The organism is Pseudomonas sp. NPDC087342 (assembly GCF_044744265.1).
Lineage (GTDB): Bacteria > Pseudomonadota > Gammaproteobacteria > Pseudomonadales > Pseudomonadaceae > Aquipseudomonas > Aquipseudomonas nunensis.
In genome coordinates this window covers 18,933-42,845 of the sequence record NZ_JBIUXZ010000032.1, presented here as the reverse complement: position 1 = coordinate 42,845, position 23,913 = coordinate 18,933, and the positions used below count along the sequence as shown (strand labels likewise).

Annotated in this window: 25 protein-coding genes, 1 pseudogene and 1 riboswitch; of the genes and pseudogenes, 12 read left to right on the top strand and 14 right to left on the bottom strand. The window is 59.9% G+C overall.

Annotated features, from left to right (window positions below; genetic code table 11):
- Nucleotides 1–201: 201 nt before the first annotated feature.
- Together ACIOYV_RS31130 and ACIOYV_RS31125 are read right to left on the bottom strand one after the other, a co-directional pair.
- Nucleotides 202–1,884 carry a fatty acid--CoA ligase gene (locus tag ACIOYV_RS31130; RefSeq protein WP_054045610.1) on the bottom strand — a complete coding sequence of 561 codons (1,683 nt, stop codon included), beginning with the start codon at nt 1,882–1,884 and terminating at the stop codon, nt 202–204.
- A 147-nt stretch (nt 1,885–2,031) separates the two neighbouring features.
- A complete protein-coding gene (locus ACIOYV_RS31125) occupies nt 2,032–3,216 on the bottom strand; it encodes an MFS transporter (RefSeq protein WP_401329997.1) in 1,185 nt (394 codons plus the stop codon).
- Nucleotides 3,217–3,301: 85 nt separating this feature from the next.
- Here ACIOYV_RS31125 and ACIOYV_RS31120 point away from each other — a divergent pair, with 85 nt between their 5' ends.
- Nucleotides 3,302–4,075 (top strand): AraC family transcriptional regulator, encoded by a 774-nt coding sequence (locus ACIOYV_RS31120; protein ID WP_401329994.1) that lies wholly within the window; start codon nt 3,302–3,304, stop codon nt 4,073–4,075.
- A 66-nt stretch (nt 4,076–4,141) separates the two neighbouring features.
- Here the strand turns inward: ACIOYV_RS31120 and ACIOYV_RS31115 are convergent, their stop codons facing one another.
- Nucleotides 4,142–4,771, bottom strand: a complete 630-nt coding sequence (locus tag ACIOYV_RS31115; protein WP_054045614.1) for a LysE family translocator — start codon at nt 4,769–4,771, stop codon at nt 4,142–4,144.
- A 242-nt stretch (nt 4,772–5,013) separates the two neighbouring features.
- Here ACIOYV_RS31115 and ACIOYV_RS31110 point away from each other — a divergent pair, with 242 nt between their 5' ends.
- The 3 genes from ACIOYV_RS31110 (at nt 5,014) to ACIOYV_RS31100 (ending at nt 7,859) form a co-directional block, all read left to right on the top strand.
- Nucleotides 5,014–5,979 carry a 2-hydroxyacid dehydrogenase gene (locus ACIOYV_RS31110; RefSeq protein WP_401329989.1) on the top strand — a complete coding sequence of 322 codons (966 nt, stop codon included), beginning with the start codon at nt 5,014–5,016 and terminating at the stop codon, nt 5,977–5,979.
- Nucleotides 5,980–6,012: 33 nt separating this feature from the next.
- The gene (locus ACIOYV_RS31105) at nt 6,013–7,011 is read left to right on the top strand and encodes a methyltransferase (protein WP_401329986.1); all 999 of its coding nucleotides are present in this window, start codon (nt 6,013–6,015) and stop codon (nt 7,009–7,011) included.
- Nucleotides 7,012–7,062: 51 nt separating this feature from the next.
- Nucleotides 7,063–7,185: riboswitch (yybP-ykoY riboswitch) on the top strand.
- An 89-nt stretch (nt 7,186–7,274) separates the two neighbouring features.
- Nucleotides 7,275–7,859 carry a TMEM165/GDT1 family protein gene (locus tag ACIOYV_RS31100; RefSeq protein ID WP_109502507.1) on the top strand — a complete coding sequence of 195 codons (585 nt, stop codon included), beginning with the start codon at nt 7,275–7,277 and terminating at the stop codon, nt 7,857–7,859.
- A gap of 125 nt (nt 7,860–7,984) precedes the next feature.
- Here ACIOYV_RS31100 and ACIOYV_RS31095 read toward each other — a convergent pair whose 3' ends face one another.
- Nucleotides 7,985–8,803, bottom strand: coding sequence for a M48 family metallopeptidase (locus ACIOYV_RS31095; protein WP_054045622.1), 819 nt, complete (start codon nt 8,801–8,803; stop codon nt 7,985–7,987).
- Nucleotides 8,804–8,937: 134 nt separating this feature from the next.
- Here ACIOYV_RS31095 and ACIOYV_RS31090 point away from each other — a divergent pair.
- Nucleotides 8,938–10,347 (top strand): annotated as a pseudogene (locus ACIOYV_RS31090) (HAMP domain-containing protein); the annotation flags it as partial.
- Nucleotides 10,348–10,362: 15 nt separating this feature from the next.
- Complete coding sequence (locus tag ACIOYV_RS31085; RefSeq protein ID WP_401330019.1) at nt 10,363–11,205, top strand: methyl-accepting chemotaxis protein; 843 nt, start codon at nt 10,363–10,365, stop codon at nt 11,203–11,205.
- A 98-nt stretch (nt 11,206–11,303) separates the two neighbouring features.
- Here ACIOYV_RS31085 and ACIOYV_RS31080 read toward each other — a convergent pair whose 3' ends face one another.
- From ACIOYV_RS31080 to ACIOYV_RS31070, 3 genes are read right to left on the bottom strand one after another with little or no spacing between them, the layout of a single operon-like run.
- Nucleotides 11,304–11,927 (bottom strand): SOS response-associated peptidase, encoded by a 624-nt coding sequence (locus ACIOYV_RS31080; protein WP_054045626.1) that lies wholly within the window; start codon nt 11,925–11,927, stop codon nt 11,304–11,306.
- A 35-nt stretch (nt 11,928–11,962) separates the two neighbouring features.
- On the bottom strand, nt 11,963–12,223 hold the full coding sequence (locus tag ACIOYV_RS31075; protein WP_054045627.1) for a putative signal transducing protein: 261 nt from the start codon (nt 12,221–12,223) through the stop codon (nt 11,963–11,965).
- Nucleotides 12,224–12,232: 9 nt separating this feature from the next.
- Nucleotides 12,233–12,415, bottom strand: a complete 183-nt coding sequence (locus ACIOYV_RS31070; protein ID WP_054045628.1) for a CPXCG motif-containing cysteine-rich protein — start codon at nt 12,413–12,415, stop codon at nt 12,233–12,235.
- Between the two features lie 142 nt (nt 12,416–12,557).
- On the opposite strand from ACIOYV_RS31070, the gene ACIOYV_RS31065 reads away from it, so the two are divergent.
- Complete coding sequence (locus ACIOYV_RS31065) at nt 12,558–13,721, top strand: 1-acyl-sn-glycerol-3-phosphate acyltransferase (protein ID WP_265040896.1); 1,164 nt, start codon at nt 12,558–12,560, stop codon at nt 13,719–13,721.
- A gap of 149 nt (nt 13,722–13,870) precedes the next feature.
- Here ACIOYV_RS31065 and ACIOYV_RS31060 read toward each other — a convergent pair whose 3' ends face one another.
- Nucleotides 13,871–14,155 (bottom strand): hypothetical protein, encoded by a 285-nt coding sequence (locus ACIOYV_RS31060; RefSeq protein WP_163911990.1) that lies wholly within the window; start codon nt 14,153–14,155, stop codon nt 13,871–13,873.
- Nucleotides 14,156–14,348: 193 nt separating this feature from the next.
- On the opposite strand from ACIOYV_RS31060, the gene ACIOYV_RS31055 reads away from it, so the two are divergent.
- A complete protein-coding gene (locus tag ACIOYV_RS31055) occupies nt 14,349–14,555 on the top strand; it encodes a hypothetical protein (RefSeq protein WP_054045634.1) in 207 nt (68 codons plus the stop codon).
- Between the two features lie 181 nt (nt 14,556–14,736).
- Here the strand turns inward: ACIOYV_RS31055 and ACIOYV_RS31050 are convergent, their stop codons facing one another.
- Nucleotides 14,737–15,321, bottom strand: coding sequence for a YajG family lipoprotein (locus ACIOYV_RS31050; RefSeq protein ID WP_054045636.1), 585 nt, complete (start codon nt 15,319–15,321; stop codon nt 14,737–14,739).
- Between the two features lie 205 nt (nt 15,322–15,526).
- On the opposite strand from ACIOYV_RS31050, the gene ACIOYV_RS31045 reads away from it, so the two are divergent.
- Both ACIOYV_RS31045 and mqo read left to right on the top strand, forming a co-directional pair.
- Complete coding sequence (locus tag ACIOYV_RS31045) at nt 15,527–15,760, top strand: hypothetical protein (protein ID WP_054045638.1); 234 nt, start codon at nt 15,527–15,529, stop codon at nt 15,758–15,760.
- 737 nt (nt 15,761–16,497) lie between these two features.
- On the top strand, nt 16,498–18,006 hold the full coding sequence (gene mqo, locus ACIOYV_RS31040) for a malate dehydrogenase (quinone) (RefSeq protein ID WP_054045639.1): 1,509 nt from the start codon (nt 16,498–16,500) through the stop codon (nt 18,004–18,006).
- Nucleotides 18,007–18,134: 128 nt separating this feature from the next.
- Here the strand turns inward: mqo and ACIOYV_RS31035 are convergent, their stop codons facing one another.
- From ACIOYV_RS31035 to ACIOYV_RS31025, 3 genes are all read right to left on the bottom strand, one after another.
- Nucleotides 18,135–18,422 carry a PA4642 family protein gene (locus ACIOYV_RS31035; protein WP_054045641.1) on the bottom strand — a complete coding sequence of 96 codons (288 nt, stop codon included), beginning with the start codon at nt 18,420–18,422 and terminating at the stop codon, nt 18,135–18,137.
- 63 nt (nt 18,423–18,485) lie between these two features.
- A complete protein-coding gene (locus tag ACIOYV_RS31030) occupies nt 18,486–18,971 on the bottom strand; it encodes a hypothetical protein (protein ID WP_054045642.1) in 486 nt (161 codons plus the stop codon).
- A 181-nt stretch (nt 18,972–19,152) separates the two neighbouring features.
- Nucleotides 19,153–19,710: a hypoxanthine-guanine phosphoribosyltransferase gene (locus tag ACIOYV_RS31025; RefSeq protein WP_054045644.1), complete on the bottom strand. Its 558-nt coding sequence runs from the start codon at nt 19,708–19,710 to the stop codon at nt 19,153–19,155.
- A 164-nt stretch (nt 19,711–19,874) separates the two neighbouring features.
- Between ACIOYV_RS31025 and upp the strand changes: the two genes are divergently transcribed.
- Nucleotides 19,875–20,513 carry a uracil phosphoribosyltransferase gene (gene upp, locus ACIOYV_RS31020; RefSeq protein ID WP_054045646.1) on the top strand — a complete coding sequence of 213 codons (639 nt, stop codon included), beginning with the start codon at nt 19,875–19,877 and terminating at the stop codon, nt 20,511–20,513.
- Between the two features lie 2 nt (nt 20,514–20,515).
- Complete coding sequence (locus ACIOYV_RS31015; protein ID WP_054613540.1) at nt 20,516–21,790, top strand: uracil-xanthine permease family protein; 1,275 nt, start codon at nt 20,516–20,518, stop codon at nt 21,788–21,790.
- A gap of 120 nt (nt 21,791–21,910) precedes the next feature.
- Here the strand turns inward: ACIOYV_RS31015 and hemH are convergent, their stop codons facing one another.
- Both hemH and ACIOYV_RS31005 read right to left on the bottom strand, forming a co-directional pair.
- Nucleotides 21,911–22,936 (bottom strand): ferrochelatase, encoded by a 1,026-nt coding sequence (gene hemH, locus ACIOYV_RS31010; RefSeq protein WP_401329974.1) that lies wholly within the window; start codon nt 22,934–22,936, stop codon nt 21,911–21,913.
- A 13-nt stretch (nt 22,937–22,949) separates the two neighbouring features.
- Nucleotides 22,950–23,852 carry a TIGR01777 family oxidoreductase gene (locus tag ACIOYV_RS31005; RefSeq protein WP_401329971.1) on the bottom strand — a complete coding sequence of 301 codons (903 nt, stop codon included), beginning with the start codon at nt 23,850–23,852 and terminating at the stop codon, nt 22,950–22,952.
- Nucleotides 23,853–23,913 lie beyond the last annotated feature (61 nt).

Genomic DNA, 23,913 nt, shown 5'->3' with positions numbered 1-23,913 from the left:
CGGACTATAGCCAGCAGGTAGTACTGCTTGATCCCTCTAAAGTGTGATTTGCAGCTGCCGGCCACTCTGGAACAGTCCTTTCGCCAGTCCGACACATGTCGGCACGGCAAGGATGGCTGAAAATTCGGATTTCACAAGCCAAGCGCTTGCTTGGTGGGGCTGACGTGCCTTTTCGGGCACGCCAGCGGGGTCAGAAAACGCTTAAAGCGTCGAGAGGAAGGTGCTGTTGTTGGCCTGCCATTCAGTGATGTCGAGGCGGATACGCTTCTTGTCGAGCTTGCCGACACTGGTCTTGGGAATTTCAGTAACAAGGGCGATCTGACTCGGGATCGCCCACTTGCTCAGGTGCCCCAGCTCAACGAACGGCTTGAGGTGTTCCTTGAGTTCACGAGCCCCGATCTCATGCCCTTCGCGGATCACCAGCAAGGCAAACGGCCGCTCGCCCCACTGCGGATCGGCGATTCCCACCACTGCTACTTCGCGTACCGCTACGTGACGACTGATCAGGTCTTCGAGGTCCAGGGAGGAGATCCACTCGCCGCCGGTCTTGATCACGTCCTTGATCCGGTCACGAATGTCGATCACACCCATGCTGTCCAGGGTCGCCACATCGCCGGTGTGCAGCCAGCCGCCGGCCCAGAGCTCGGCGCCCTTCTGCGGCTCGTTGAAATAACCTTCGGTGAGCCACGGCGCACGCAGCACCAGTTCGCCCTGGGTCTCGCCGTCGGCAGGCAGGAAGTTGCCGTCGGTATCGACAATCGCTGCCTCCACCAATGGCCCAGGCACGCCGGCCTTGATCCGGTAAGTGGTGCGTTCGTCTTCGGTGCCAGCCATCAACTCGTCATTGAGGTGAGCACACGAAACCAGCGGCCCGGTCTCTGACATGCCATAGGCGGCGGTCAGTTGAATGCCCTTGGACTTGGCGTTTTCGTACAACGTACGGTTCAGTGCACTGCCGCCGATGACGATTTTCCAGCCGCCGAAATCGGTGCCTTGCGCGGCCTTGGCATTGAGGACCATTTGCAAAATGGTCGGCACGCAGTGAGAAAAGGAGACCTTCTCCTTGCGCCACAGCTCCACCAGGTATTCCGGGTCGTAGCGACCGGGGTAAACCTGCTTGAGCCCGAGCATCGTCGCCACGTATGGCAAGCCCCACGCGTGCACATGGAACATCGGCGTGATCGGCATGTAGACATCGTTGGTGCCCAGCAGCCGCACGCTGTCGATGGAGCCCATGATGGTCGACACGCCCATGGTGTGCAGCACCAGTTGCCGATGGGTGAAGTACACGCCTTTCGGATTGCCGGTGGTGCCGGTGGTGTAGAAGGTGGTCGCGACGGAGTTTTCGTCGAAATCCTGGAAGTCGTACTGCGTGCTCGCAGCGGCCAGCAGTTGTTCGTACTCGCCGATAAGGTTCGGCAAGTCGGCGGTTTTCTCTGGCAGGTCGGTCAGCAACAGGGTTTTCTCGACCGTCGTCAGATGCCCGGCGATCGCCTGGTACAGGCCTACGAACTCACTGTTGACCAGCACGAAGCGGTCCTCGGCGTGGTTCATGGTGTAGAGGATCTGTTCCGGCGACAGACGCACGTTGATGGTGTGGATCACCGCGCCGATCATAGGGATGGCGAACATGCATTCCAGGTAACGATGGCTGTCCCAGTCCATCACCGCCACGGTATCGCCGGCCTTGACCCCGGCCGCCGTCAGTACGTTGGCCAGCCGAGCAACCCGTTCGATCAGGGTCGGATAGCTGTAGCGCAACTGGTCGCGGTACACGATCTCGCGGGTTTTCTCGTAACGAGCGCCGGACATCAGCAGTCGTTTAATCAACAACGGATACTGGTAGGCGCCTTCGGCTGGCGGGATAACGCGAGTCTGCAACATAAGAATCCCTTTTCTGACTGCACGGTCTTGGCTTTGGAGAGAAGCACTTTAGAGCCGTTATACGCCAACCAAATCAGCCAAAGGTATGATTTGCAGAACCGTACAAATGCTAGCTTTGCGCCAGCATTTGCAGGATTTCTTCACCGCTTACGCCGTTTGTCCTACGGCAGCCTCAGAAGGTGTGCGTGGGAAAACCAGCGCAGCCACGAAGGTCAGCGCCGCGAAACCCGCCAATATCAAATAAAGCCCTACGAATCCCTGGCGCGGTTCGACGAACGAAATCAGCGGAATCGCCGTCGCACTGGCACCGAACGATAAACAGTAACGCAGGGCAAAGACCCGGGATTGCCATTGCGGTGCGACGAAGTTGGCAACCATCGCGTCATTCACCGTGACCTGACCAAACACCACGAACATGAACGCCGCCCCCAGCGCAATCACGGCCCAGCCGTCGACATAGGCCAACCCGAACAACAGCGGCGCCTGGCACAGCGTCAACACGATGAACGGCCATTTCAGGCTGAACCGATGCAAGATCCGGCCGATGCTCAATTGCGCCACGGCACCGAAGGCATACGCCAGGCTGACCACGATGCCCAAGGTTTGCGGCGATGCAAACAGATCATGCAGGCGCTCTTGGAACAGTTTTGGATAAGTCATGGTCGTCGCGTTGAACACCACGCCGCCGGTGGCCGTGGCCAAGGCGAGTACGCCGAACACCATGACCATGGAAATCCGCTGGCCGGCCGCACCTTTGAGCGGTGAGTGGGGACGCTTGGGGATTGGCTCTTCTCGCACCTGCAAGGCAAACCCGATGCCCAGGGCAATCGCCACCACGCCCGGCAGAATGAATGCCGAGCGCCAGCCGAACTGCGCCACTAACAACCCGGTGATCAACGCCGAAAACGCCACGCCGAGGTTGCCCCACATGCCGTTGATGCCGATTTCCCGGCCACGGTTCTGCGCGTAGGCCACCAGCATCGCGGTACCGACCGGGTGGTAGATCGCGGCGAATATCCCGATCAGCGTCAGGCCGAGCACCAGCATCGGTGCGCTGCTGCTCAACCCGGTAAAGATCGCCGAAGCGCCGATGCCGAAGAAAAACACCAGCATCATTTGCCGCCGACTCCAGTGATCCCCCAGCCAACCGGCCGGTAGCGAACAGGCGCCAAACGCAATGAAGCCGCCGAGTGACAGGCCGATCAGCGCGGCGTAATCCAGCGCGAAGGCCTGGGTCATGCCAAGGATGGCGGCGGGAAAAATCAGCATGAACATGTGGTCGATCACATGGGCTGCGTTGATGTAGCGGATGACATTTCTGGACTGGTTCATCGCGGCACGCTTTACGTTGTAGTGAGCGGCTTATGCTAAGTTGGCGAAAAAGCGTATTCCTGACAACAAAGTCATCGGATCTGACATGTTAATCAGCCATTTCCTGCACGGCCCGGTCAGCGCCTATCCACGGGATTATGTGGACGGTGCGCATCAGGAATTGCATCAACACCGCGAAGCGCAATTGCTCTACGCCGTTTGCGGGACCATGCGAGTGGTCACGGCGCAGGGTGCGTGGGTGATTCCGCCGACCCGGGCGGTGTGGATTCCACCGTTGGTGGAGCATGAGATTTTTATGTCCGGCGAGGTGCGCATGCGTTCGCTGTTCATTGCCGCCGAACTGTCGCCGCCGGGCCTGCAGCAGTGTTGTGTGCTGGCGGTCACGCCGTTGCTGCGCGAACTGATCCTGCGCGCGGTGCAAGGTCCGCAACACGCGGAAAATCCGTTGATCCAGAGTCTGATGCTCGAAGAAATTGCCGGACTGGAAAACCTTCCTTTGCACATTCCGATGCCCGAGGACCGGCGCCTGCAAGGCATCTGCCTGGCGCTGCTGCGCGCACCTGATCATCCCAACACCCTGGAAGATTGGGCACAGCAGGTCGGCGCCAGTTCACGCACCCTGGCGCGCCTGTTCCAGCAACAACTGAAGATGAATTTCAATGCCTGGCGCCAGCAACTGCGCCTGATGGAAGCCCTGCCCCGCCTGCTCGCCGGGGAAAGCGTGCAGAGCGTGGCGCAGGATCTGGGTTACGGCAGCGCGCGGGCGTTCAGCGCGATGTTTCGCCGTTTGCTGGGGGAGAATCCCAGGGAATATCTGAACGCACTCAACAAATTGAGCGAACTCAACCCGCTTCTGTAGGAGCACGGCTTGCCGGCAAAGGCGATTTTGGCGACGCCATCACCGGCAAGCCGTTCGCCTATCGGATCAATGCATCTCGGTGAACGCGAGTTTCACGCCGATAGCGATCAGCACCGCGCCCATGGTCCGGTCGAACCAGTGGCCCATGCGGGCGAAACCGGCGCGTACCCGTTGCTGGCTGAACAACCTGGCCACCAGGCAAAACCACAGCGCCGTCGCGAAGGCGAGGTAAATCCCGTAGCCGGCCTGAACGGCGAGCGGCGTGTGCGGGTTGATCACCACGGTGAACAACGACAGGAAAAACAGCGTGGCTTTCGGGTTCAGGCCATTGGTCACGAAACCCGAGGTGAAGGCGCCACGGGCGGTGCGCTCACCGACTTCCTTGTGCAAGTCGTCTGTCACCGGTTTGGCCGGTTGCGCGCGCAGGGCTTTGAAGCCGATGTACAGCAGGTACGCGGCGGCGGCCCATTTCAACGCGTTGAACAGCACGATCGACTGGGACACGATCAGGCCGATGCCGAGCAGCGAATAACCCACGTGCAGGAAAATCGCCGTGCCCACACCCAGCGCAGTCCAGGTCCCGGCACGCCGACCGTGGGTCACGCTTTCGCGCACCACCACGGCAAAGTCCGGGCCGGGGCTGGCGACGGCCAGCAGGTGAATCAGGGCAACGGTCAAGAATTCTGTCCAGTACATGGGGGGCTCCTCTGGGGCAGATCGGTCGAAATGAAATTCACAGGTTTGCAATTATCCCTGTGAGAGCGGGCTTGCTCGCGAAGGCGGTGTATCAGTCACATTTGCATCGACTGACACGGCCTCTTCGCGAGCAAGCCCGCTCCCACAGGGTTCAGCATCCGGCCAGGTAGGCGTAACCATTTGTTTCATCTGGTAGGCTCGGCAGATTACGCCTTCAGTTCATTGCACAAAAGGTACAGTTGATGACGAACTCTCGCCGCGCCGTTTTTCTCGACCACCCGTCCCTGGACCTGGGCGACCTCGACCTGACGCCTTTGCGCGATTGCTTCAGCGACTTGCAATTGTTCGCCCAGACCACGCCGGACCAAGTGGTCGAACGCCTCAAGGGCGCCACCGTCGCCATCAGCAACAAGATCCTGATCGATGCCGCCACCATCGCCGCCAGCCCTGATTTGAAATTGATTTTGATCACCGCGACCGGCACCAACAACGTCGATCTGGCCGCCGCTCGCGCCCACGGGATTACCGTGTGCAACTGCCAGGGCTACGGCACGCCGTCGGTGGCCCAGCACACCATCATGTTGCTGCTGAACCTGGCGACACGCCTGGCGGATTACCAGAAAGCCGTCGGCGAAGGCCGCTGGCAGCAGGCCAAACAGTTTTGCCTGCTGGATTACCCGATCGTCGAACTCGAAGGCAAAACCCTTGGTTTGCTCGGCCACGGCGAGCTCGGTGGCGCCGTGGCACGACTGGCCGAAGCCTTCGGCATGCGCGTGTTGCTCGGGCAAATCCCCGGCCGCCCTGCCCGCCCGGATCGCTTGCCGTTGAATGAACTGCTGCCGCAAATCGACGCCCTGACCCTGCATTGCCCGCTCAACGAACACACCCGCCACTTTATCGGTGCCCGTGAACTGGCCTCGATGAAACCCGGTGCGTTCGTGGTCAACACCGCTCGCGGTGGCTTGATCGACGAACAGGCGTTGGCCGACGCCTTGCGCAACGGTCACCTCGGCGGCGCGGCCACCGATGTGTTGAGCGTCGAACCGCCAGTTAACGGCAATCCACTGCTGGCCAATGACATCCCCCGATTGATTGTCACCCCGCACAACGCCTGGGGCAGTCGCGAAGCGCGTCAGCGGATCGTTGGCCAATTGACTGAAAACGCCCAGGCGTTCTTCAGCGGTACAGCGCTGCGGGTCGTCAGTTGATAAACTGCCGCACTTTTTTTCAAGGAGCAGAGTATGGATCCGCGCAGTGAAGTACTGCTTCGTCAGGCCGAGTTATTCCAGGGTTCGGTGTTGTTGGCCGGTTTGCCCGCCGACGATTTGCTCGGTCGCCTGCCCGACGCCCACGGCTGGTGCTGGCATGCCGGCGATCAAGCGGCGCTCGACGCACGCTTTGCCGAGCGCAGCCAGTTTGGTGTGAATGCGCCCGAACGCGAGTTCGAAACCGCCGTGGTGTTCCTGCCCAAGTCCAAGGACCTGACCGACTACATCCTCAACGCCCTCGCCTCACGGCTGGCCGGTCGTGAGTTGTATTTGGTGGGTGAAAAACGCAGCGGCATCGAAGGCGCAGCCAAGCAACTGAACCCGTTCGGTAAACCGCGCAAGCTCGACAGCGCACGGCATTGCCAGTTGTGGCTAGTCACCGTGGCCAACGCGCCAGAAGCCAAGTCGCTGGAAAGCCTGGCCCAGGAATACGAATTGCCATTGGCCGAAGGGCCGCTGAAAGTCATCAGCCTGCCGGGCGTGTTCAGCCACGGTCGGCTGGATCGCGGCAGCGCCCTGTTGCTGGAACATCTGGACAAGTTGCCGAGCGGCCACTTGCTGGACTTCGGTTGCGGCGCCGGTGTGTTGGGTGCGGCGGTCAAGCGTCGTTACCCGCACAATCAGGTGACGTTGCTCGACGTCGATGCGTTTGCTGCCGCCAGCAGTCGCCTGACATTGGCCGCCAACGGTCTGGAAGCCGAGGTGATTACCGGTGATGGTATCGATGCGGCACCGATGGGTTTGAGTGCGATTTTGAGCAACCCGCCGTTCCATGTCGGCGTGCACACCGATTATTTCGCCACCGAGAACTTGCTGCGAAAAGCGGCCAAACATCTGAAAAATGGTGGCGAACTTCGCTTGGTCGCTAACAGTTTCCTGAAGTATCAGCCGCTGATCGAGGAGCACCTTGGGGTATGCGCGATCAAGGCTGAAGGACAGGGTTTCAGAATCTATCGGGCCAAACGCGGCTAGCACTTCTTTTAAAAAAGAGGCTTGCCCAATCGGTTTTGCCTAGGCAGAATCCGCTCCGTCCTAGGGGAGTAGTCTCCCACGAGCGCCATGCTCGTCCGGCATACGTCAACATACTTGGTCAACAGACCATGGCGTATGCGACCTAAGCGTCCGCACAGACGGATCGCCAGGGTTTGACAAGACCTATGACACGAACACCTTACCCGGGGCGGGAAGGCTGTACGTGTCATAGCCGTGTCGACCCGCCCCTTAGGAAAACCCTGATGCTGGATTCACTTCTCGTTCCCACCGCAATCGTTGCCTTGGCCGAAATCGGCGACAAGACGCAACTGCTCGCGCTCATTCTTGCGGCTCGCTTTCGCAAACCCTGGCCGATCATCGCCGGTATCGTCGCCGCGACCCTGGCCAACCATGCGGCAGCCGGTGCGGTAGGTGCCTGGTTCGGCAGTTTCTTCTCGAATGCAACGTTGCACTGGATCCTCGCCGCGAGCTTCACCGCGACCGCGCTGTGGACCCTGGTGCCGGACAAGATGGATGACGACGAAGCCAGCACCGCGCGCAAATTCGGCCCGTTCCTGACCACGCTGATCGCGTTCTTCCTCGCGGAAATGGGCGACAAGACTCAAGTCGCCACCGTGATGCTCGCCGCGCAATACCCGGACCTGTGGCTGGTGATCATCGGCACCACCGCCGGGATGTTGATTGCCAACGTACCGGTGGTACTGGCCGGTAACTTTGCGGCGGACAAACTGCCACTCACATTGATCCGTCGACTGGCGGCGTCGGCGTTCCTGGTATTGGCGATTGTCGCGGTGTACAAGGCGATGCAGAGCAGTGGGTGGGTTTGACGGCGTAGGCCGGTAGACCGCGTTATCGTTCTTCGCGGGCAAGCCTCGCTCCTACAGAGATACGCATTCCCCCTGTAGGAGCGAGGCTTGCCCGCGAAGGCGCCATCAGCCCCAATACACCACCATCAGGATTTCGAAGCTTTCTCGTACAACGGCATCACCTTAGGAATCGCTGCCTCCAACGAGGAAACACGACTGGCCGACGCCGGGTGCGTGCTCATGAATTCCGGCGACGAACCTTCCGAGGCCTTGCTCATCTTGTTCCACAAGGTGATCGCGGCATTCGGGTTGTAGCCGGCGCGAGCCGCCAGTTCCAGGCCGATCAGGTCAGCCTCGTTTTCGTTGGCACGGCTGTTCGGCAAGGTCATGCCGTAGTTGGCGACGGTGTCGGCCAAAGCCAGGCTGTCCTGACCCAGACCGAACAAGGCGCCAGCGCCCTGCTTGGCCATCTCGATGCCATAGGCCTTGGACATCGCTTCACGACCGTGCTCGCGCAAGGCGTGGGCGATTTCATGGCCCATGACCGCGGCGATTTCATCGTCGGTGAGTTTCAGGCTGTCGATCAGCCCGGTGTAGAAAATGATCTTGCCGCCAGGACCGCAGTTGGCGTTGAGTTCATCGCTCTTGATCAGGTTGACTTCCCACTTCCACTGGGCCGAGTCCGGACGGAAGTTCGGCGCCTGGGCAATCAGCCGGTTGGCAATGGCCTGAATGCGCTTGGCATCGGTACTGGTCTTGTCCAGCACGCCTTTGGTCGTCGCCTCGCCTACTGTCTTCTGATAGGACTGCGCGTACATCTGGTTGACCTCGTCCGAGGACAACATGCTGAACATGTACTGCTTGCGCTCAACGCCGACGGCTCCGCCGCTGGTGGTGTTGACCGACTGACAACCGGCCAGCAGCAAGGCTGCGCTCAGTGCACTTACAACCAATATCTTGTTCATCGAAAAGCTCCCTGAAAACATGCGCGTATCCTAGGCGGTGAATTGTATCGGCGCCAGATACAACAGACGTGTAGCACTGACTTTCGGAAAAACCGCTGCTGTCCGCAGGAAAAAGTTCATATCCCCCGTGGGCCATGCGCGGCCTGCTTCATTTACGACATCCAGCGCTCCAAAACGGTCATTTCGCCAATACCCGCTCATGGACTCCGATTGCCTGGCCGATACAACAGCGCAGACGTCCTCTTGCGTGCGGAGCACCCATGAAATTCAAGTCGATCCAGTTTTCCGTAGCGGCCCTCGCTGGCGCCATCGTCCTCAGTGTCGTGGCGGCGCTGGTGCTGTATGCGCTGTTTTCCGGTGCGCGGACGCAAGACATGGTCCAGGAACGGACCCAGGCACAGTTCGAGCAAGTCATCGAGCAACGCCTGACTTCCCTGGCGCAAACCCAGGTCAGCCAGATTCAGCGCGAACTCGAAGCGCCGCTGCTGATTGCCGGCGGACTGGTGCGGGTCAACGAGCTGATCGGCACACCGGGAGCAGATGGTCAGCCGCAAGTCAATATCAGCCGTGAGCAGTTGATCAGCCTGATCAAGGAAAACGTCACCAAGAACCCGAAAATTCTCGGCACCTACATCGGCTGGGAAAAAAACGCACTGGACCACAACGATGCGGCCTACGTTGACACCAAGGTGGTCGGCATCGACGCGGCCAACGGGCGCTTCCTGCCATGGTGGTTCCGCAACGAAGACGGCAGCCTCGGCCTGGACAAACTGGTCGACGTCGACGACCAGAAAACCCTGTCCACCGGCGTGCGCGCCAGCGAGTACTACCTGTGCTCCAAAGAAACCAAGAAATCCTGCGTGATCGATCCGGCGCCCTACAAGGTCGGCGACAAAATCGTCATGCTCGCCTCCTTTATTGAACCGATCATGCTCAACGGCGCCTTCCAGGGCATCGTCGGCGCCGACCTGTCGGTGAACTTCATCCAGGAAATGCTCCTGGGCGCCAACCAGAAACTGTATGGCGGCTCGGGCGTCATGGCGCTGATCGGCGGCAATGGCCGGATCGTTGCCTACACCAAGGACCCAAGCAAATTTGGCGAAAAGGTCAGCGACATCCTCGACAGCCAGCAGATTGCCAATATGTCCAATCTCAAGCGCGGCGAAGTGACCTACACCGTCGACAAGGCCAATGGCCGGATCGAGTTGTACCTGCCGTTCGGCATCGGCCAGACCGACGCGCGCTGGACCCTGATGCTGCAACTGCCGCTGAACGCGGTGATGGCAGACCTGCAAACACTTCAGGGCGACCTGGATAAACAGCGCAAATCCGACACCTTCGGCATGGCCATGGTTGGCCTGTTGATCGCCGGTATCGGCTTGCTGGTGATTTGGCTGGTGGGCCACGGGATTGCCCGTCCGCTTAAGCAAATGGTGGCCATGCTCGACGACATCGCCCAGGGCGAAGGCGACCTCACGCGCCGCCTGACCAGCGACCGCGCCGACGAATTGGGTTCGATCGCCAAAGGCTTCAATACTTTCCTCGCCAAGTTGCAGGTGATGATCACGCAAGTGGTGACATCGGTGCAGAGCGTCAGCGATTCGTCGGAACACACCGCCGACATCGCCATCCGCACCAACATTGGTGTGCATAAACAGATGGCCGAGATCGATCAAGTGGCCACGGCGGTGCATGAAATGACCGCGACCGCCCAGGACGTGGCACGCAATGCGACGTCGGCGGCGCAGGCTGCCAGCCATGCGGATAAAGCAGCGGCGCAAGGCATGCAGATCGTACGCGACACGTCGAATTCGATTGGCGTGCTGGCCGTGGAAATCGGCAAGGCGGTCAGCGTGGTGCAAACCCTGGCCAAGGACAGCGAGAACATCAACGCGATCCTCACCGCGATTCGCGGGATCGCCGAGCAAACCAACTTGCTGGCCTTGAACGCGGCGATTGAAGCGGCGCGTGCTGGTGAACAGGGCCGTGGGTTTGCCGTAGTGGCCGACGAAGTGCGCAACCTGGCGCAGAAGACCCAGAAGGCCACTGAAGAAATCCAGAGCATGATCCAGCAATTGCAACAAGGCACTCGCGATGTGGTGCGGGTCATGGAAGACAGCCAGAACCGCACCGACGAAAGTGTGCAGCACGCGGCGAAAGCCGCCGAGGCGCTGGAGACGATTACTCAGGCAGTGTCGGTGATCAACGACATGAACACGCAGATTGCCAGTGCGGCCGAGGAGCAGAGCGCGGTGGCGGATGACATCAACCGCAACGTGATCAACATCGGGCAAGTGGCCAATGAAGTGGCGGGTGGCGCGGATGAGTCGAGCGCGGCCAGTGCGGACCTGACCAAATTGGCGGAACAGCAGCGGCGGTTGATCAATCAGTTCAAGGTTTGATTTGAGGGCCTCTTCGCGGGCAAGCCTCGCTCCTACAGGAGATCACCGCCCCTGTAGGAGCGAGGCTTGCCCGCGAAGGCGTCAGCCCAGGCACCGAATCAACCCGGGGTCAAACACTCCGGCCCATTCAGCTTCGGATCATTCACCAGATTCGCCAACACCCGCTCGCGCAACGCGGCAGGCTCACCGGCCAGCAACCCCTGTAACACATGCAAAGGCGTCTCGGGATCGAGCCACGCCGCCTGCCCCGCCTCATCCAGAATCAACGGCCGACGCTGACTCGCCGCCGGTTGCGTGATCACTGCGGTGCTCAGCCACACCTGTTCCTGCACTGGATACGCTTCCCAGATCGCTGCGAAAAACAGCGCCGAGCCCTCCCCCGGGGTCAGCCAATACGGACGCTTGCGCGTGGTGCCGCGCCATTCGTAGAAACCATTCGCCGGCAGCAGGCAACGGCGCTCGCGCAGGGCCTGGCGAAACATCGGCTGTTCGGCCACGGTTTCGGCGCGGGCATGCGCCGGGGTGCGCGACAGGTCGGTCAGCCATGGCGGCGTCAGGCCCCAGCGGGCACGGGCCAACTCACGCTGACCGTCCGTGCCGGCACGCAGCATCAATACCGAATCGTTGGGGGAAATATTCCACTGGGCCTGCTGATCGGCAGGAAAGCCAGGCAGGGCCGCGAAGGCGGGGTTCCAGCGAAACAGGGCATAACGTCCACACATGGGGCAACACGACTCTTAATAAAACGAACGTCAGCCTAACAGACCAGGGTGCCGGGAAAACTTTCCGGTTCATCGCCGGGCATCGGCAGCGCCGCATTGTAAGCGGTGATCAGCTCTCGGGCGTATTCGGCCTGGTCGTTATCCACCGACAAACCGAGCAAGCCGAAGATCGGCAGTTCGCCGGTGCCTCCGAGCAAATCCCGGCCCACCAGATGCGCCTCGATGCCCTCGCTGGCCAGCATTCCTTGCAGCAACTCACCTTCCATCAAGTTTTCCGGTTCGTAGATTCGCTGCATACGCACCCCTCACTCGTTTTCGCTGAAGACTTCGAGATGCCATTCGTCTTCGTGAACCTGCAGCACAAATGTTATAGGTCGACAACACACCTGACAGTCTTCGATGTAGGTCTGATCGCCAGCCGACAGGTCCACAGAGGTCTCAACCTCTTCACCACAATACGGACATTCATACAGTGCGGCTTCCAGCATCGCGGTCTCCCAGGTGACTTGTGCGTATAATCGCCGGTCTATTTGCAGGGCTATTTTTGTCTGGCTACCTTTTCAGACCGTGCCCCGTTGGTTTTCGATCAAAACCTTTACTTACCCTAGCCGTTTCTAACAAGAGAGCATGATGGGCGAATTCGATGCCATCCGACCTTACGACGACAGCGAAGTCCCTGCAGTGCTGGACCGGCTGCTCGGCGACAAGGCATTTTTAGACATCCTCATTCACTTCCGCTTCCCGCGTTATGCCGGTGCATTCGGCTGGATGCTCAAACCTCTTATAGCTCATCGGCTGCGCCGTGAGTTCGCCGGCGTCAACTCGGTGGCCACGTTGCAGGACAAAGTCGAGGTTTACGTCGACCACACCATCGAGCGTGCCACCGACGGCGTGACCTACACCGGTGTCGAGCAATTCAAGTCCGGCAGCGCTTACCTGTTCATCGCCAACCACCGCGACATCGTGATGGACCCGGCCTTCGTCAACTACGCCGTGTACCACGCCGGCCTGCCGACCCCGCGCATCGCGATTGGCGACAACCTGCTGCAAAAACCGTTTGTCAGCGATTTGATGCGTTTGAACAAAAGCTTCATCGTGCACCGTTCGATCACCGGTCGCCGCGAGAAGATGGCGGCTTATCAACTGCTGTCGGCTTACATCAACCACTCGATCCGCAACGATTGCGCCTCGATCTGGATCGCGCAGGCAGAAGGCCGGGCCAAGGACGGCGACGACCGCACCGAGTCGGCGATCCTCAAGATGTTCCACATGTGCCGCAAGGACGAGCCGTTCGGCGAGGTGATTCAATCGCTGAACGTGACCCCGGTGTCGATCAGCTACGAATACGATCCGTGTGACCAGGCCAAGGCTCGCGAGCTGTTCATCCGCGCCACCACCGGCAGCTACACCAAAGTGCCGGGCGAAGACGACGTGAGCATCGCCAAGGGCATCACCGGCTACAAGGGCCGGGTCCACGTGAACTTCGCCAAGCCGATCACCGAACTGTTCGACGACACCAAGCAATTGGCGATCGAAATGGACAAGCAGATTCTCGGCGGTTACCGGTTATTCCCGGTGCACTACCTGGCGTATGCGCAGTGGAAGGACGCGGATCCGCAATTGCAGGTGCCGAAAGCCGCGGAGGTGTTTGCGGCGGATGAACTGGCCAAGGCTCAGGAAGAATGGCAGCGCCGGCTGGAGGCTTGCCCTGAGGAACATCGTCCGTTCATGGTGCTGCAATATGCGACGCCGGTACGCAATCAGTATCGGGTGAAGGCTGGGTTGCCGTTGTAAGGCAAATACTGGAGATGATTTGTGGCGAGGGGGCTTGCCCCCGTTCGGCTGCGCAGCAGTCGCAAGCTTTTGGGGTCGCTTCGCGACCCAACGGGGGCAAGCCCCCTCGCCACAAACAAGCCCCCTCGCCACAGGGTCATGCGTAAGGCTCAGAACTGAGTGCTGATCCACGAAACGATCAGCGCCACGCCCAGGCAGGCAAAGCCGAATCGATAGAAAAACCGGTTCATGCGTTGGGTCGCGCCATCCAGCATCAACGTCGCGTCATCGATACGACGGTTCTGGGCGGCAGCCTCAAGAATGGCCAGCGCGCGCTGTTCGCGACGACGCGTGGCATGCAACAGCCAACTGCCCGGGAACGCCAGCAGCAAGGCCAGCAGGTTGATCAGCTTGGCGGGATGGTTGGTAAACAACGAAATCAAATGCAACGACATCACGGACCTCGGCAAAACTAAGGTGGCAGGCGCCGAACCGACGACTGCGGCGCGGATTCTACCGAAAGCCTACCCACCTGCCCTCCCCTTTACGATAAATAACGAACCACTTGGTCGATTCCTGTCCGGCGTCACGGCATCGTCATCTGAATGCGCCAGTCTGTCGCCCCTCGAAACCGACACAGAGCACACCATGCTGCACGCCGAAAACCAGGACCGCCTCTACCTCATCGCCCAAAGCGACGAACAGCAGAACCTCGTCGGAAGTCTCGCCTTCAACGTGCAGGACCGCCACTGGCTGGTGTATTGCGCGCTGGGCGGGCATCAACATGCGGATTTGCCGGAGACGGACTTGCTGACGGGCGTGAGCGTGCTGGATTTCTACTCCGAAGCCGCCTGACCCACCGCCCCCTGTAGGAGCGAGGCTTGCCCGCGAAGGCGGTGTGTCGCTACATGATTGTTGACTGACATACCGCCTTCGCGGGCAAGCCTCGCTCCTACAGGTGGCGGTGCTAAACCGGGGGGCATGAAAAAGCCCGGAGCCATCACTGGCGCCGGGCTTTTTTGCATCTGGCGAAAACTTATTCGCCGAGGATCTGACCCACGGTCGGGTCCTTGAACAGACGCGTCAGGGCGTCGCTCAATACATCGCTGACCAGTTTGGTGTTGGTTTCCTGGTTCGGCGCCATGCCAAAACGCTGGTCCAGGGACGCACCGTAACGGCCGCTGTAGCGACGGTTGGCATTCTGCACGTCGGAGCGGAAGGTCGCGCCGATGGTGGCTTCAGTCACGTACATGCCTTCTTTAGGCGACTGATACTTCAGTTCAGCCAGGGTCACGGTCAACTGCGGCGCGTTCATGCCGTTGGACACCGGGGTGAACCCCAGCAAACGCACGGCGGCTTCGGCCTGGGCCTGCAGTTTCGGCAGGATCTGCGCGCCCTGCACGGTGATCGCGCTGGTCTCAGGGTACAGACCGCCACGGGTTCCCAGGGTTGGCGACGGACGACCGTCCACCACACGCACCACTACTTGCTGGCCGTGGCCAACCGGTGCCAACTGAGTGGTCAGCTTCGGCTCAGGGTTCAGTTGTTGCGGGCTATGGGCGCAGCCGGCCAGGGTCAAACCGGTCACAGTGATCAAACCGAACAACAGGCGTTGCAACATGCTCTTCTCTCCAGAATCAGGCACAAACAGGCCCGCAGTATAGCGGTGGGCCATCGTCTCGAACTAGCGTCTCACTACGATTGCTGAAATCTCTGACAAACCACTCAGACTGCGGTTCCTGTCACAGATCTGTCATCGCCCATACACTTTGACGTCACGGCCTGCTGGCAACCTTCACAGCAGTCACCCCACAAGGTACTTCGCCATGCGTTATCTGATCTCGTTGTTCGCGCCACGCCCACTGCATCGCAGTTTTGCCCTGCTCGATCGCAACGGCCATTGCCAGGCATTCAAGCAGTGCAGCCTGCAGCCGATGGGCGATGGCTGGGTCGAAATCGAAGAAATCCGCCTCAACTGGCTGCACCATCCGCTGCCCCCTAGCGCCCGTGTGCGGCAGCATCAGCCTCGTTCACGGGTACAGGCGCTGTTGTCCATCTGACCAGACGCCTAATAAAAGTCATTATTCACGACCATTTCCCTGCGTTTCTTAGATACAATCTCCCCCCGATTATAAGGACGTCTCCTGATCGGGCCTCGCAGCATCGTCAATGCCTCGGTATTGGCACCCCGCACCGCCCACAGAGAGCCGCCCACACAGATCGAGTGAAGCTGGCGCGCTTGCTGTTCCTTGAGCAAAAACCCCACTTTTCGCGAATCTGCAGAGCTGTCATTACGCTCGGTTACTGAGCTGTTTGCCCGTTTTGCCTGTCATGTACCCCATGGCGGCAATCCATCCGGGCACAGTGCCAGGCTGGGACAGCCCTTTTTTGAGGTTCACGTCTTCAAAAGAGCGTGAAAAAAACGGGTTTTCACAACTTCACAAGAGTGTGGCGAGCAAATGAATAGTTTTGCGTCTGAACATGCACCATTAGCGTCTGAAACAGCCCAACGACACAGGACCGAGTACGCCTCGAATACCGGAGCCTGAAGCCTGTCCGCTACGGATTTGGTTGCACAAACGGATGTCTCGACCATAAGTCGAATTGCCAGTTGCGCGTTGAAGTGAGTTCATAGGGCTCATTAACCCAGCCGGTAGCGTCCGTCGAAGTTGCGAAAAATTGCGAAGATTCGGACATGGCGATACTGCCATGGGTACGTGGGGCATCACTGACACGCCCCGGAACGCCTGGCAGCCATGCCGACAATTTGGTGCTGCAGATTTTGGAGACGCGTTAAATGGCGCATAACGAAGCAGTCGACGTAGTACTCGTTGGGGCCGGCATCATGAGTGCCACCCTCGCTGTACTGCTCAAAGAGCTCGACCCCGCGATCAAGCTGGAAGTCGTCGAGCTGATGGATTCCGGTGCCGCGGAGAGTTCCAACCCGTGGAACAACGCCGGTACCGGTCACGCCGGGCTGTGTGAGCTCAACTACACGCCTCAGGCCGCCGACGGCACCGTCGACATCAAGAAAGCCGTGCACATCAACACCCAGTTCGAGGTGTCGAAGCAGTTCTGGTCGTACCTGACCAAGAAAGGCACCTTCGGCTCGTGCAAATCCTTCATCAGCCCGGTGCCGCACCTGAGCTTCGTGCAGGGCGACAGCGGCGTGTCCTTCCTCAAGTCACGCTTCAACGTGCTGAGCAAGCACCACGCCTTCTCCGATATGGAATACACCGAAGACAAGGCCAAAATGGCCGAGTGGATGCCGCTGATGATGCCGGGCCGCTCGCCCGACGAAGTCCTCGCCGCCACTCGCGTGATGAACGGCACTGACGTCAACTTCGGCGCCCTGACCAATCAACTGCTCAAGCACCTGACCAGCGCACCCGATGCCCAGGTCAAGTACTGCAAGCGCGTCACCGGCCTGAAGCGTAACGGCAGCGGCTGGACCGTCAGCATCAAGGACGTCAACAGCGGCAACACCCGTGAAGTCGACGCCAAGTTCGTCTTCCTCGGCGCGGGCGGCGCGGCATTGCCGCTGTTGCAGGCGTCGGGCATCGAAGAAAGCAAAGGCTTCGGCGGCTTCCCGATCAGTGGCCAGTGGCTGCGTTGCGACAACCCGGAAGTGGTCAAACACCACCAGGCCAAGGTCTACAGCCAGGCTGCCGTGGGTTCGCCACCGATGTCGGTGCCGCACCTGGACACCCGCGTGGTCGATGGCAACAAGTCGCTGCTGTTCGGGCCGTATGCCGGTTTCACCACCAAGTTCCTCAAGCACGGCTCCTTCATGGACCTGCCGCTGTCGGTTCGCGCCGGCAACATTGGCCCGATGCTGGCTGTAGCCAAAAACAACATGGACCTGACCAAGTACCTGGTCAGCGAAGTGATGCAGTCGATGGAGCAGCGCCTGGAATCCCTGCGTCGTTTCTACCCGCAGGCAAAAGCCGAAGACTGGCGCCTGGAAGTGGCCGGCCAACGGGTGCAGATCATCAAGAAAGACCCGAAAAAGGGTGGCGTCCTGCAGTTCGGTACCGAACTGGTCGCGGCCAAGGACGGTTCGCTTGCCGCACTGCTCGGCGCTTCGCCAGGTGCTTCGGTGACCGTTTCGATCATGCTGGAACTGATCGAAAAATGTTTCCCGAACAAAGCCTCCGGTGAGTGGGCTGCCAAACTGGCGGAAATCTTCCCGGCTCGGGAAAAGGTCCTGGAAACCGACGCTGCGCTGTATCGCAAGATCAATGCGCACAACAACGTCGCGCTGGAACTGGTTGAAGCCAGTAACGAGACCGAAAGCTACGCTTGATTCGGCTCCACAAAAAACGCCCCGTTCTCAGTGAGAGCGGGGCGTTTTTTTATGCCGCTGAAAAGATTGCAGCCTCGTTTCACTCTGTAGGAGCTGTCGAGTGAAACGAGGCTGCGATCTCTTGACCTTTAACCGCGCGCCTTGGCGATCAACTCGATGTACTCGGCCGCATTGCGCTGATCCTTGATCACCGCGACGAAGTCATCGCCATGCTCATCCTTGCCATCCAGGTCATACCCGGCCTCGACGAAAAACGTCAGGAAGCGTTCGAAGTCGTCGATGCGCAGACCGCGATAGGCCTTGATCAGTTTGTGCAGGGACGGCGAAGTGGCGTCGACCGGTTCAAAATCGAGAAACAGTTTGATCTGCTCATCGCCGATCTCGTCACCAATCACTTGCTTCTTATCTTTACGCATTGCCGACTCCAGCTCGCAGACATTTCACGGGGCGGGCAGTTTACCCCCCTCTGGCCGCCAGGCTCAACGCGCGCGAACGCTGCCGGTGTGCAGATCGGCCCAGACATGGCCGTTGGCGTAGCTGAGGAACTGGCAATACACCGTGTCATTGCGTAACAAATCGATCACCACCCGGTACTGCGCCAACGGGTAGTAGAGCGTCAGGGTTTTGCTTTTTTCATCGTAGATCGGCTTTTTCAGGCTTTTGCTTTCGCCATCGAAGTTGACCAGCACCTGGTTGATGGTCGCGCCCTTGTTCAAGGATTTGCCCTTGAGGCGGATCAGCAAAGGCGACGTCACCGGGATCGGTTGTTGAGTGGACTGGCGCTGGCTGCCCACCACCACCGAATAGTCGGTGACCTGCAACAGTTGCTGCTGCTCCGGTTCGGCGTCACGCAGGGTCAGGTCATCCGGCGGCAGGAACTGCGCGTGCATCGGCGCTGGCGCGGCGGCCAGGGGCAAGCTGAGGGTCAGCAACAGGGCGGCGCAGCTACGGATCAAAAGGCTCATGACAGGCTCCGGAGGGCGGGGCCGAGCAATGTAGCATGCGTACACAAATTGAATTTGAGAACACAAAACCCAATGTGGGAGCGGGCTTGCTCGCGAAGGCGTCGTGTCAGCCAACATTAATGCAACTGACACACCGCTATCGCGAGCAAGCTCGCTCCCACAAGGGATATGTGGCCGGGGTTTACATGCCTTTAACGGCAAAGATCCCGTTGGCGTTGCGCCAGTAGCCTTTGTAGTCCATGCCGTAACCGAAGATGTAGCGGTCGATGCACGGCAGGCCGACGAAATCGGCTTTCAGGTCCGGACGAGCCTTGCGGTCGTGGTCCTTGTCGATCAATACGGCGGTGTGCACGGCGCGGGCACCGGCATGTTTGCAGTAGTCGATGATCGCGCCCAGGGTGTGACCTTCATCGAGGATGTCGTCGATGATCAGCACGTCACGGTCGAGGAACGAGACTTCCGGCTTGGCTTTCCAGAACAGGTCGCCGCCGCTGGTTTCGTTGCGATAACGGGTGGCGTGCAGGTAGGACGCTTCCAGCGGGAAGTGCAGATGGGTCAGCAGCTTGCCGGCGAAAATCAGGCCGCCGTTCATCACACAGAACACCACCGGGTTGGTGTCCGCCAGTTGCTCGTTGATGTGTGCACCGACACGGGCGATGGCCGCCTCGACTTCAGCTTCGGTGTACAGGCAGTCAGCCTCTCGCATGATTTGACGGATATGCTCGAGATCAGCAGACATGGCGCTCTCCAGGAGGGACGGATTCGGGAAAAGCGGGCAAAGGTACGCATCCCGCACGTCCAGATCAAGCCTTTGTGGACTAACGTACCTTATGTCTATAGGACAACACCCTCGGATAGATTAATCTAGGCCGGTTTTTTTGCCCGCCGCCGGAGCCTTTCCCCATGCCCATCCAAGAGATCCGCCATCCGCTGATCCGTCATAAACTTGGCCTTATGCGCCGCGCAGACATCAGCACCAAGAATTTCCGTGAGCTCGCTCAGGAAGTCGGTGCCCTGCTGACCTATGAAGCGACCAAAGACCTGCCGCTGGAAACCTACGATATCGAAGGTTGGGCCGGCACTGTGTCGGTAGAGAAAATCGCCGGCAAGAAGATTACCGTGGTGCCGATCCTGCGCGCCGGTATCGGCATGCTTGAAGGCGTGCTGAGCCTGATCCCGGGCGCCAAAGTCAGCGCCGTGGGCGTGGCCCGCAACGAACAAACGCTGCAGGCCCACACCTACCTGGAAAAACTGGTGCCGGAAATCAACGAGCGCCTGGCGATGATCATCGACCCGATGCTCGCCACCGGCAGCTCCATGGTTGCGACCATCGACCTGTTGAAAAAGGCTGGTTGCCGGGACATCCGCGCCATGGTGCTGGTCGCTGCCCCCGAAGGCATCGCCGCCGTCGAGAAAGCGCACCCGGATGTGATGATCTACACCGCGTCCATCGACGAAAAACTCAACGAACACGGTTACATCATCCCAGGCCTGGGCGATGCCGGTGACAAGATCTTCGGCACCAAGCAGAAGGACGCTTGAGCATGCAGGATGAGTTCAACGATCCGCTCTGGCGCACAGTGCTGTCGGGTGCACAGATGCTGTTCGTGGCGTTCGGCGCCCTGGTGTTGATGCCGCTGATTACCGGCCTCGACCCCAACGTGGCGCTGTTCACCGCAGGTCTGGGGACGATTCTGTTCCAGATCGTCACCGGGCGTCAGGTGCCGGTGTTCCTGGCTTCGAGCTTTGCCTTCATCACCCCGATCATTCTCGCCAAGGGCCAGTTCGGCCTCGCGGCGACCATGGGCGGCGTGATGGCAGCCGGTTTCGTCTACACCTTCCTCGGCCTGGCCGTGAAGATCAAAGGCACCGGGTTCATCGACCGTTTGCTGCCACCGGTGGTGATCGGCCCAGTGATCATCTCCATCGGTCTGGCCATGGCGCCAATCGCCGCCAACATGGCGATGGGCAAGGCCGGCGACGGTTCCGAGCTGATTCATTACCAGACCGCGATGCTGATCTCGATGCCGGCACTGCTGACCACCCTGATCGTCGCGGTGTTCGGCAAAGGCATTTTCCGTCTGGTGCCGATCATCTCCGGCGTGCTCGTCGGTTTTGCGATGGCGTTCTATTTCGGCGTGGTCGATACCGCGAAGATTGCTGCCGCACCGTGGTTTGCGATTCCGCACTTCACGGCGCCGGAGTTCAACTGGCAGGCGATTCTGTTCATCGTTCCGGTGGCGCTGGCCCCGGCCATCGAGCACATCGGCGGCGTGATTGCCGTGGGTAGCGTGACCGGTCGCGATTACCTGAAGAAACCCGGCCTGCACCGCACCTTGCTCGGCGATGGCATTGCCACCACCGCGGCTGGTCTGTTCGGCGGCCCACCCAACACCACCTACGCCGAAGTCACGGGCGCGGTGATGCTGACCAAGAACTACAACCCGAAGATCATGACCTGGGCGGCGATCTTTGCCATCAGCCTGGCGTTCGTCGGCAAGTTCGGCGCGCTGCTGCAAAGCATTCCGGTGCCGGTGATGGGCGGGATTCTGTGCCTGTTGTTCGGTTCGATTGCGGCGGTGGGCATGAACACGCTGATTCGCCACAAGATCGACCTGGGCGAGGCGCGCAATCTGGTGATTGTGTCGGTGACCTTGGTGTTCGGGATTGGCGGTGTGCTGGTCGGCACCGGCACTGGTCCGGACGACTTCGGCCTCAAAGGCATCGCGCTGTGCGCGGTGGTGGCGATTGCGCTGAACCTGTTGCTGCCGGGCAATGACAGCTGGAAACACAAGAAGGCGGATGAGCCTTTGCTCTAAACAGGTGGAATCTTTATCGCCTGACAGATGGTCTTCGCGGGCAAGCCTCGCTCCTACAGGATTTCGTCGTTTTCATGATCGACACTGACCCTGTAGGAGCGAGGCTTGCCCGCGAAGCTTTTAAAGCGCCAACGGCGCTCGCTCGCACAACGCACTCAACGCCTTCGCCCACTGCGGATCGTCGTTGAGGCACGGCACCAGCACCAATTCCTCCCCTCCCGCTTCGCGGAATTGCTCCAGCCCGCGATCACCGATTTCTTCCAGGGTCTCGATGCAATCGGCGACGAACGCCGGGCACATCACCAGGATCTTCTTCGCGCCACTTTTGCCCAGCTCATCGAGACGTGCTTCGGTGTAGGGTTCGATCCACTTCGCCCGGCCCAGGCGCGACTGGAACGACACCGACCACTTGCCCTCCTCCAGGCCCATGCGCTTGGCAAACTCGGAAGCCGTGCGCAGGCACTGGGCGCGGTAGCACGTCGCCAATACGGCCGGCGAGGCGTTCTTGCAGCAGTCTTCATTCGTGAAGCAATGCTGACCGGTCGGATCAAGCTTGGTCAGGTGCCGTTCCGGCAAACCATGGAAGCTCAACAACAGGTGATCGTGATCCTGCTCAAGGTACGGCTTGGCACTCGCCACCAAGGCATCGAGGTATTCCGGCTGATCGTAGAACGGCTGGAGAATCGATAACTGCACATTGAGTTTCTTCTCGCGAATCACGCGCCGGGCTTCTTCAACCACCGTGGTCACGGTGCTGTCGGCGAACTGCGGATAAAGCGGCGCAAGCGTGATTTTCTTGTGACCCTGGGCCACCAATTGCAGCAGTTTCGTTTCAATCGACGGCTCGCCATAACGCATCGCCAGCTCCACAGGGCCGTGGCTCCACTGGGCGGTCATGGCCTGTTGCAGGCGCTGGCTGAGCACCACCAACGGCGAGCCCTCCTCCCACCAGATCGAGGCGTAGGCGTGGGCCGACTGCTCCGGACGCTTGATCAGGATCAGCGATACCAGCAAACGTCGCACCGGCCATGGCAGGTCGATCACATACGGGTCCATCAGAAATTGATTGAGGTAGCTGCGCACATCCGCCACCGAAGTGGAGGCCGGTGAGCCCAGGTTGACCAGAAGCAACGCGTGATCGGTCATGCAACGTCCTATTTCAGAGGCGGCTGGACACGTCGTCCAACGCCGCACGTAAATCAGTGAACTGGAAAGTGAAACCCGCCGCCAGCAAACGCGCCGGTACGGCTTTCTGGCCGCCCAGCAACAGCAGCGACATTTCGCCCAGGCCTACCTTCAGCGCCAGGGCCGGCATGGGCATGAACGCCGGGCGGTGCAACACGCTGCCCAGCGTCTTGGCAAATTCGCGATTGCGCACCGGTTTGGGCGCGCAGGCATTATATGGACCGCTGGCTTCATTGCGATGCAGAAGAAAATCAATCAGGGCGATTTGATCCTTGATATGAATCCACGGCATCCACTGCCGACCGTTGCCGATCGGCCCGCCCAGCCCAAGTTTGAACGGCAGCAACAGCCGCGACAAAAAGCCGCCCTCGGCGGACACGACCAAACCGGTGCGCAGCAGAATCACGCGAATGCCCAAGGCTTCGGCACGCTGGGCGGTTTCCTCCCAGGCTATGCACAACTGGCTGGCGAAATCATCGATCACCGGCGGCGACTCTTCGGTCAACTCGCGCTCGCCACCGTCGCCGTACCAACCGACCGCCGAACCGGAGATCAGCAATTGCGGTTTTTGCTCACGGGTTTCGAGCCAGGCCAGCAGGGTTTCGGTCAGGCCGATGCGGCTGCTCCACAACAACGTCTTGCGCTTGTGCGTCCACCAACTATCACCAATCGGCGCGCCGGCCAGATTGATAATTGCATCGAGCGGTTCCTGGCCAAGGTCTTCGAGACGGGCAATGCCATGCACCTGAGCGCCGCAGATTTTCGCGACTTTTGCAGGCGAACGACTCCATACCGTGAGGCGATGTCCCTGACTCAACCAGTGATGACAGAGTTGACGTCCTATCAAACCAGTACCGCCGGTCAGCAATATGTGCATGACTACTTCCTCGCGTGGCGTTTTACCGTGATCACTAGTCTATTTTTATAAGCAGGGATCT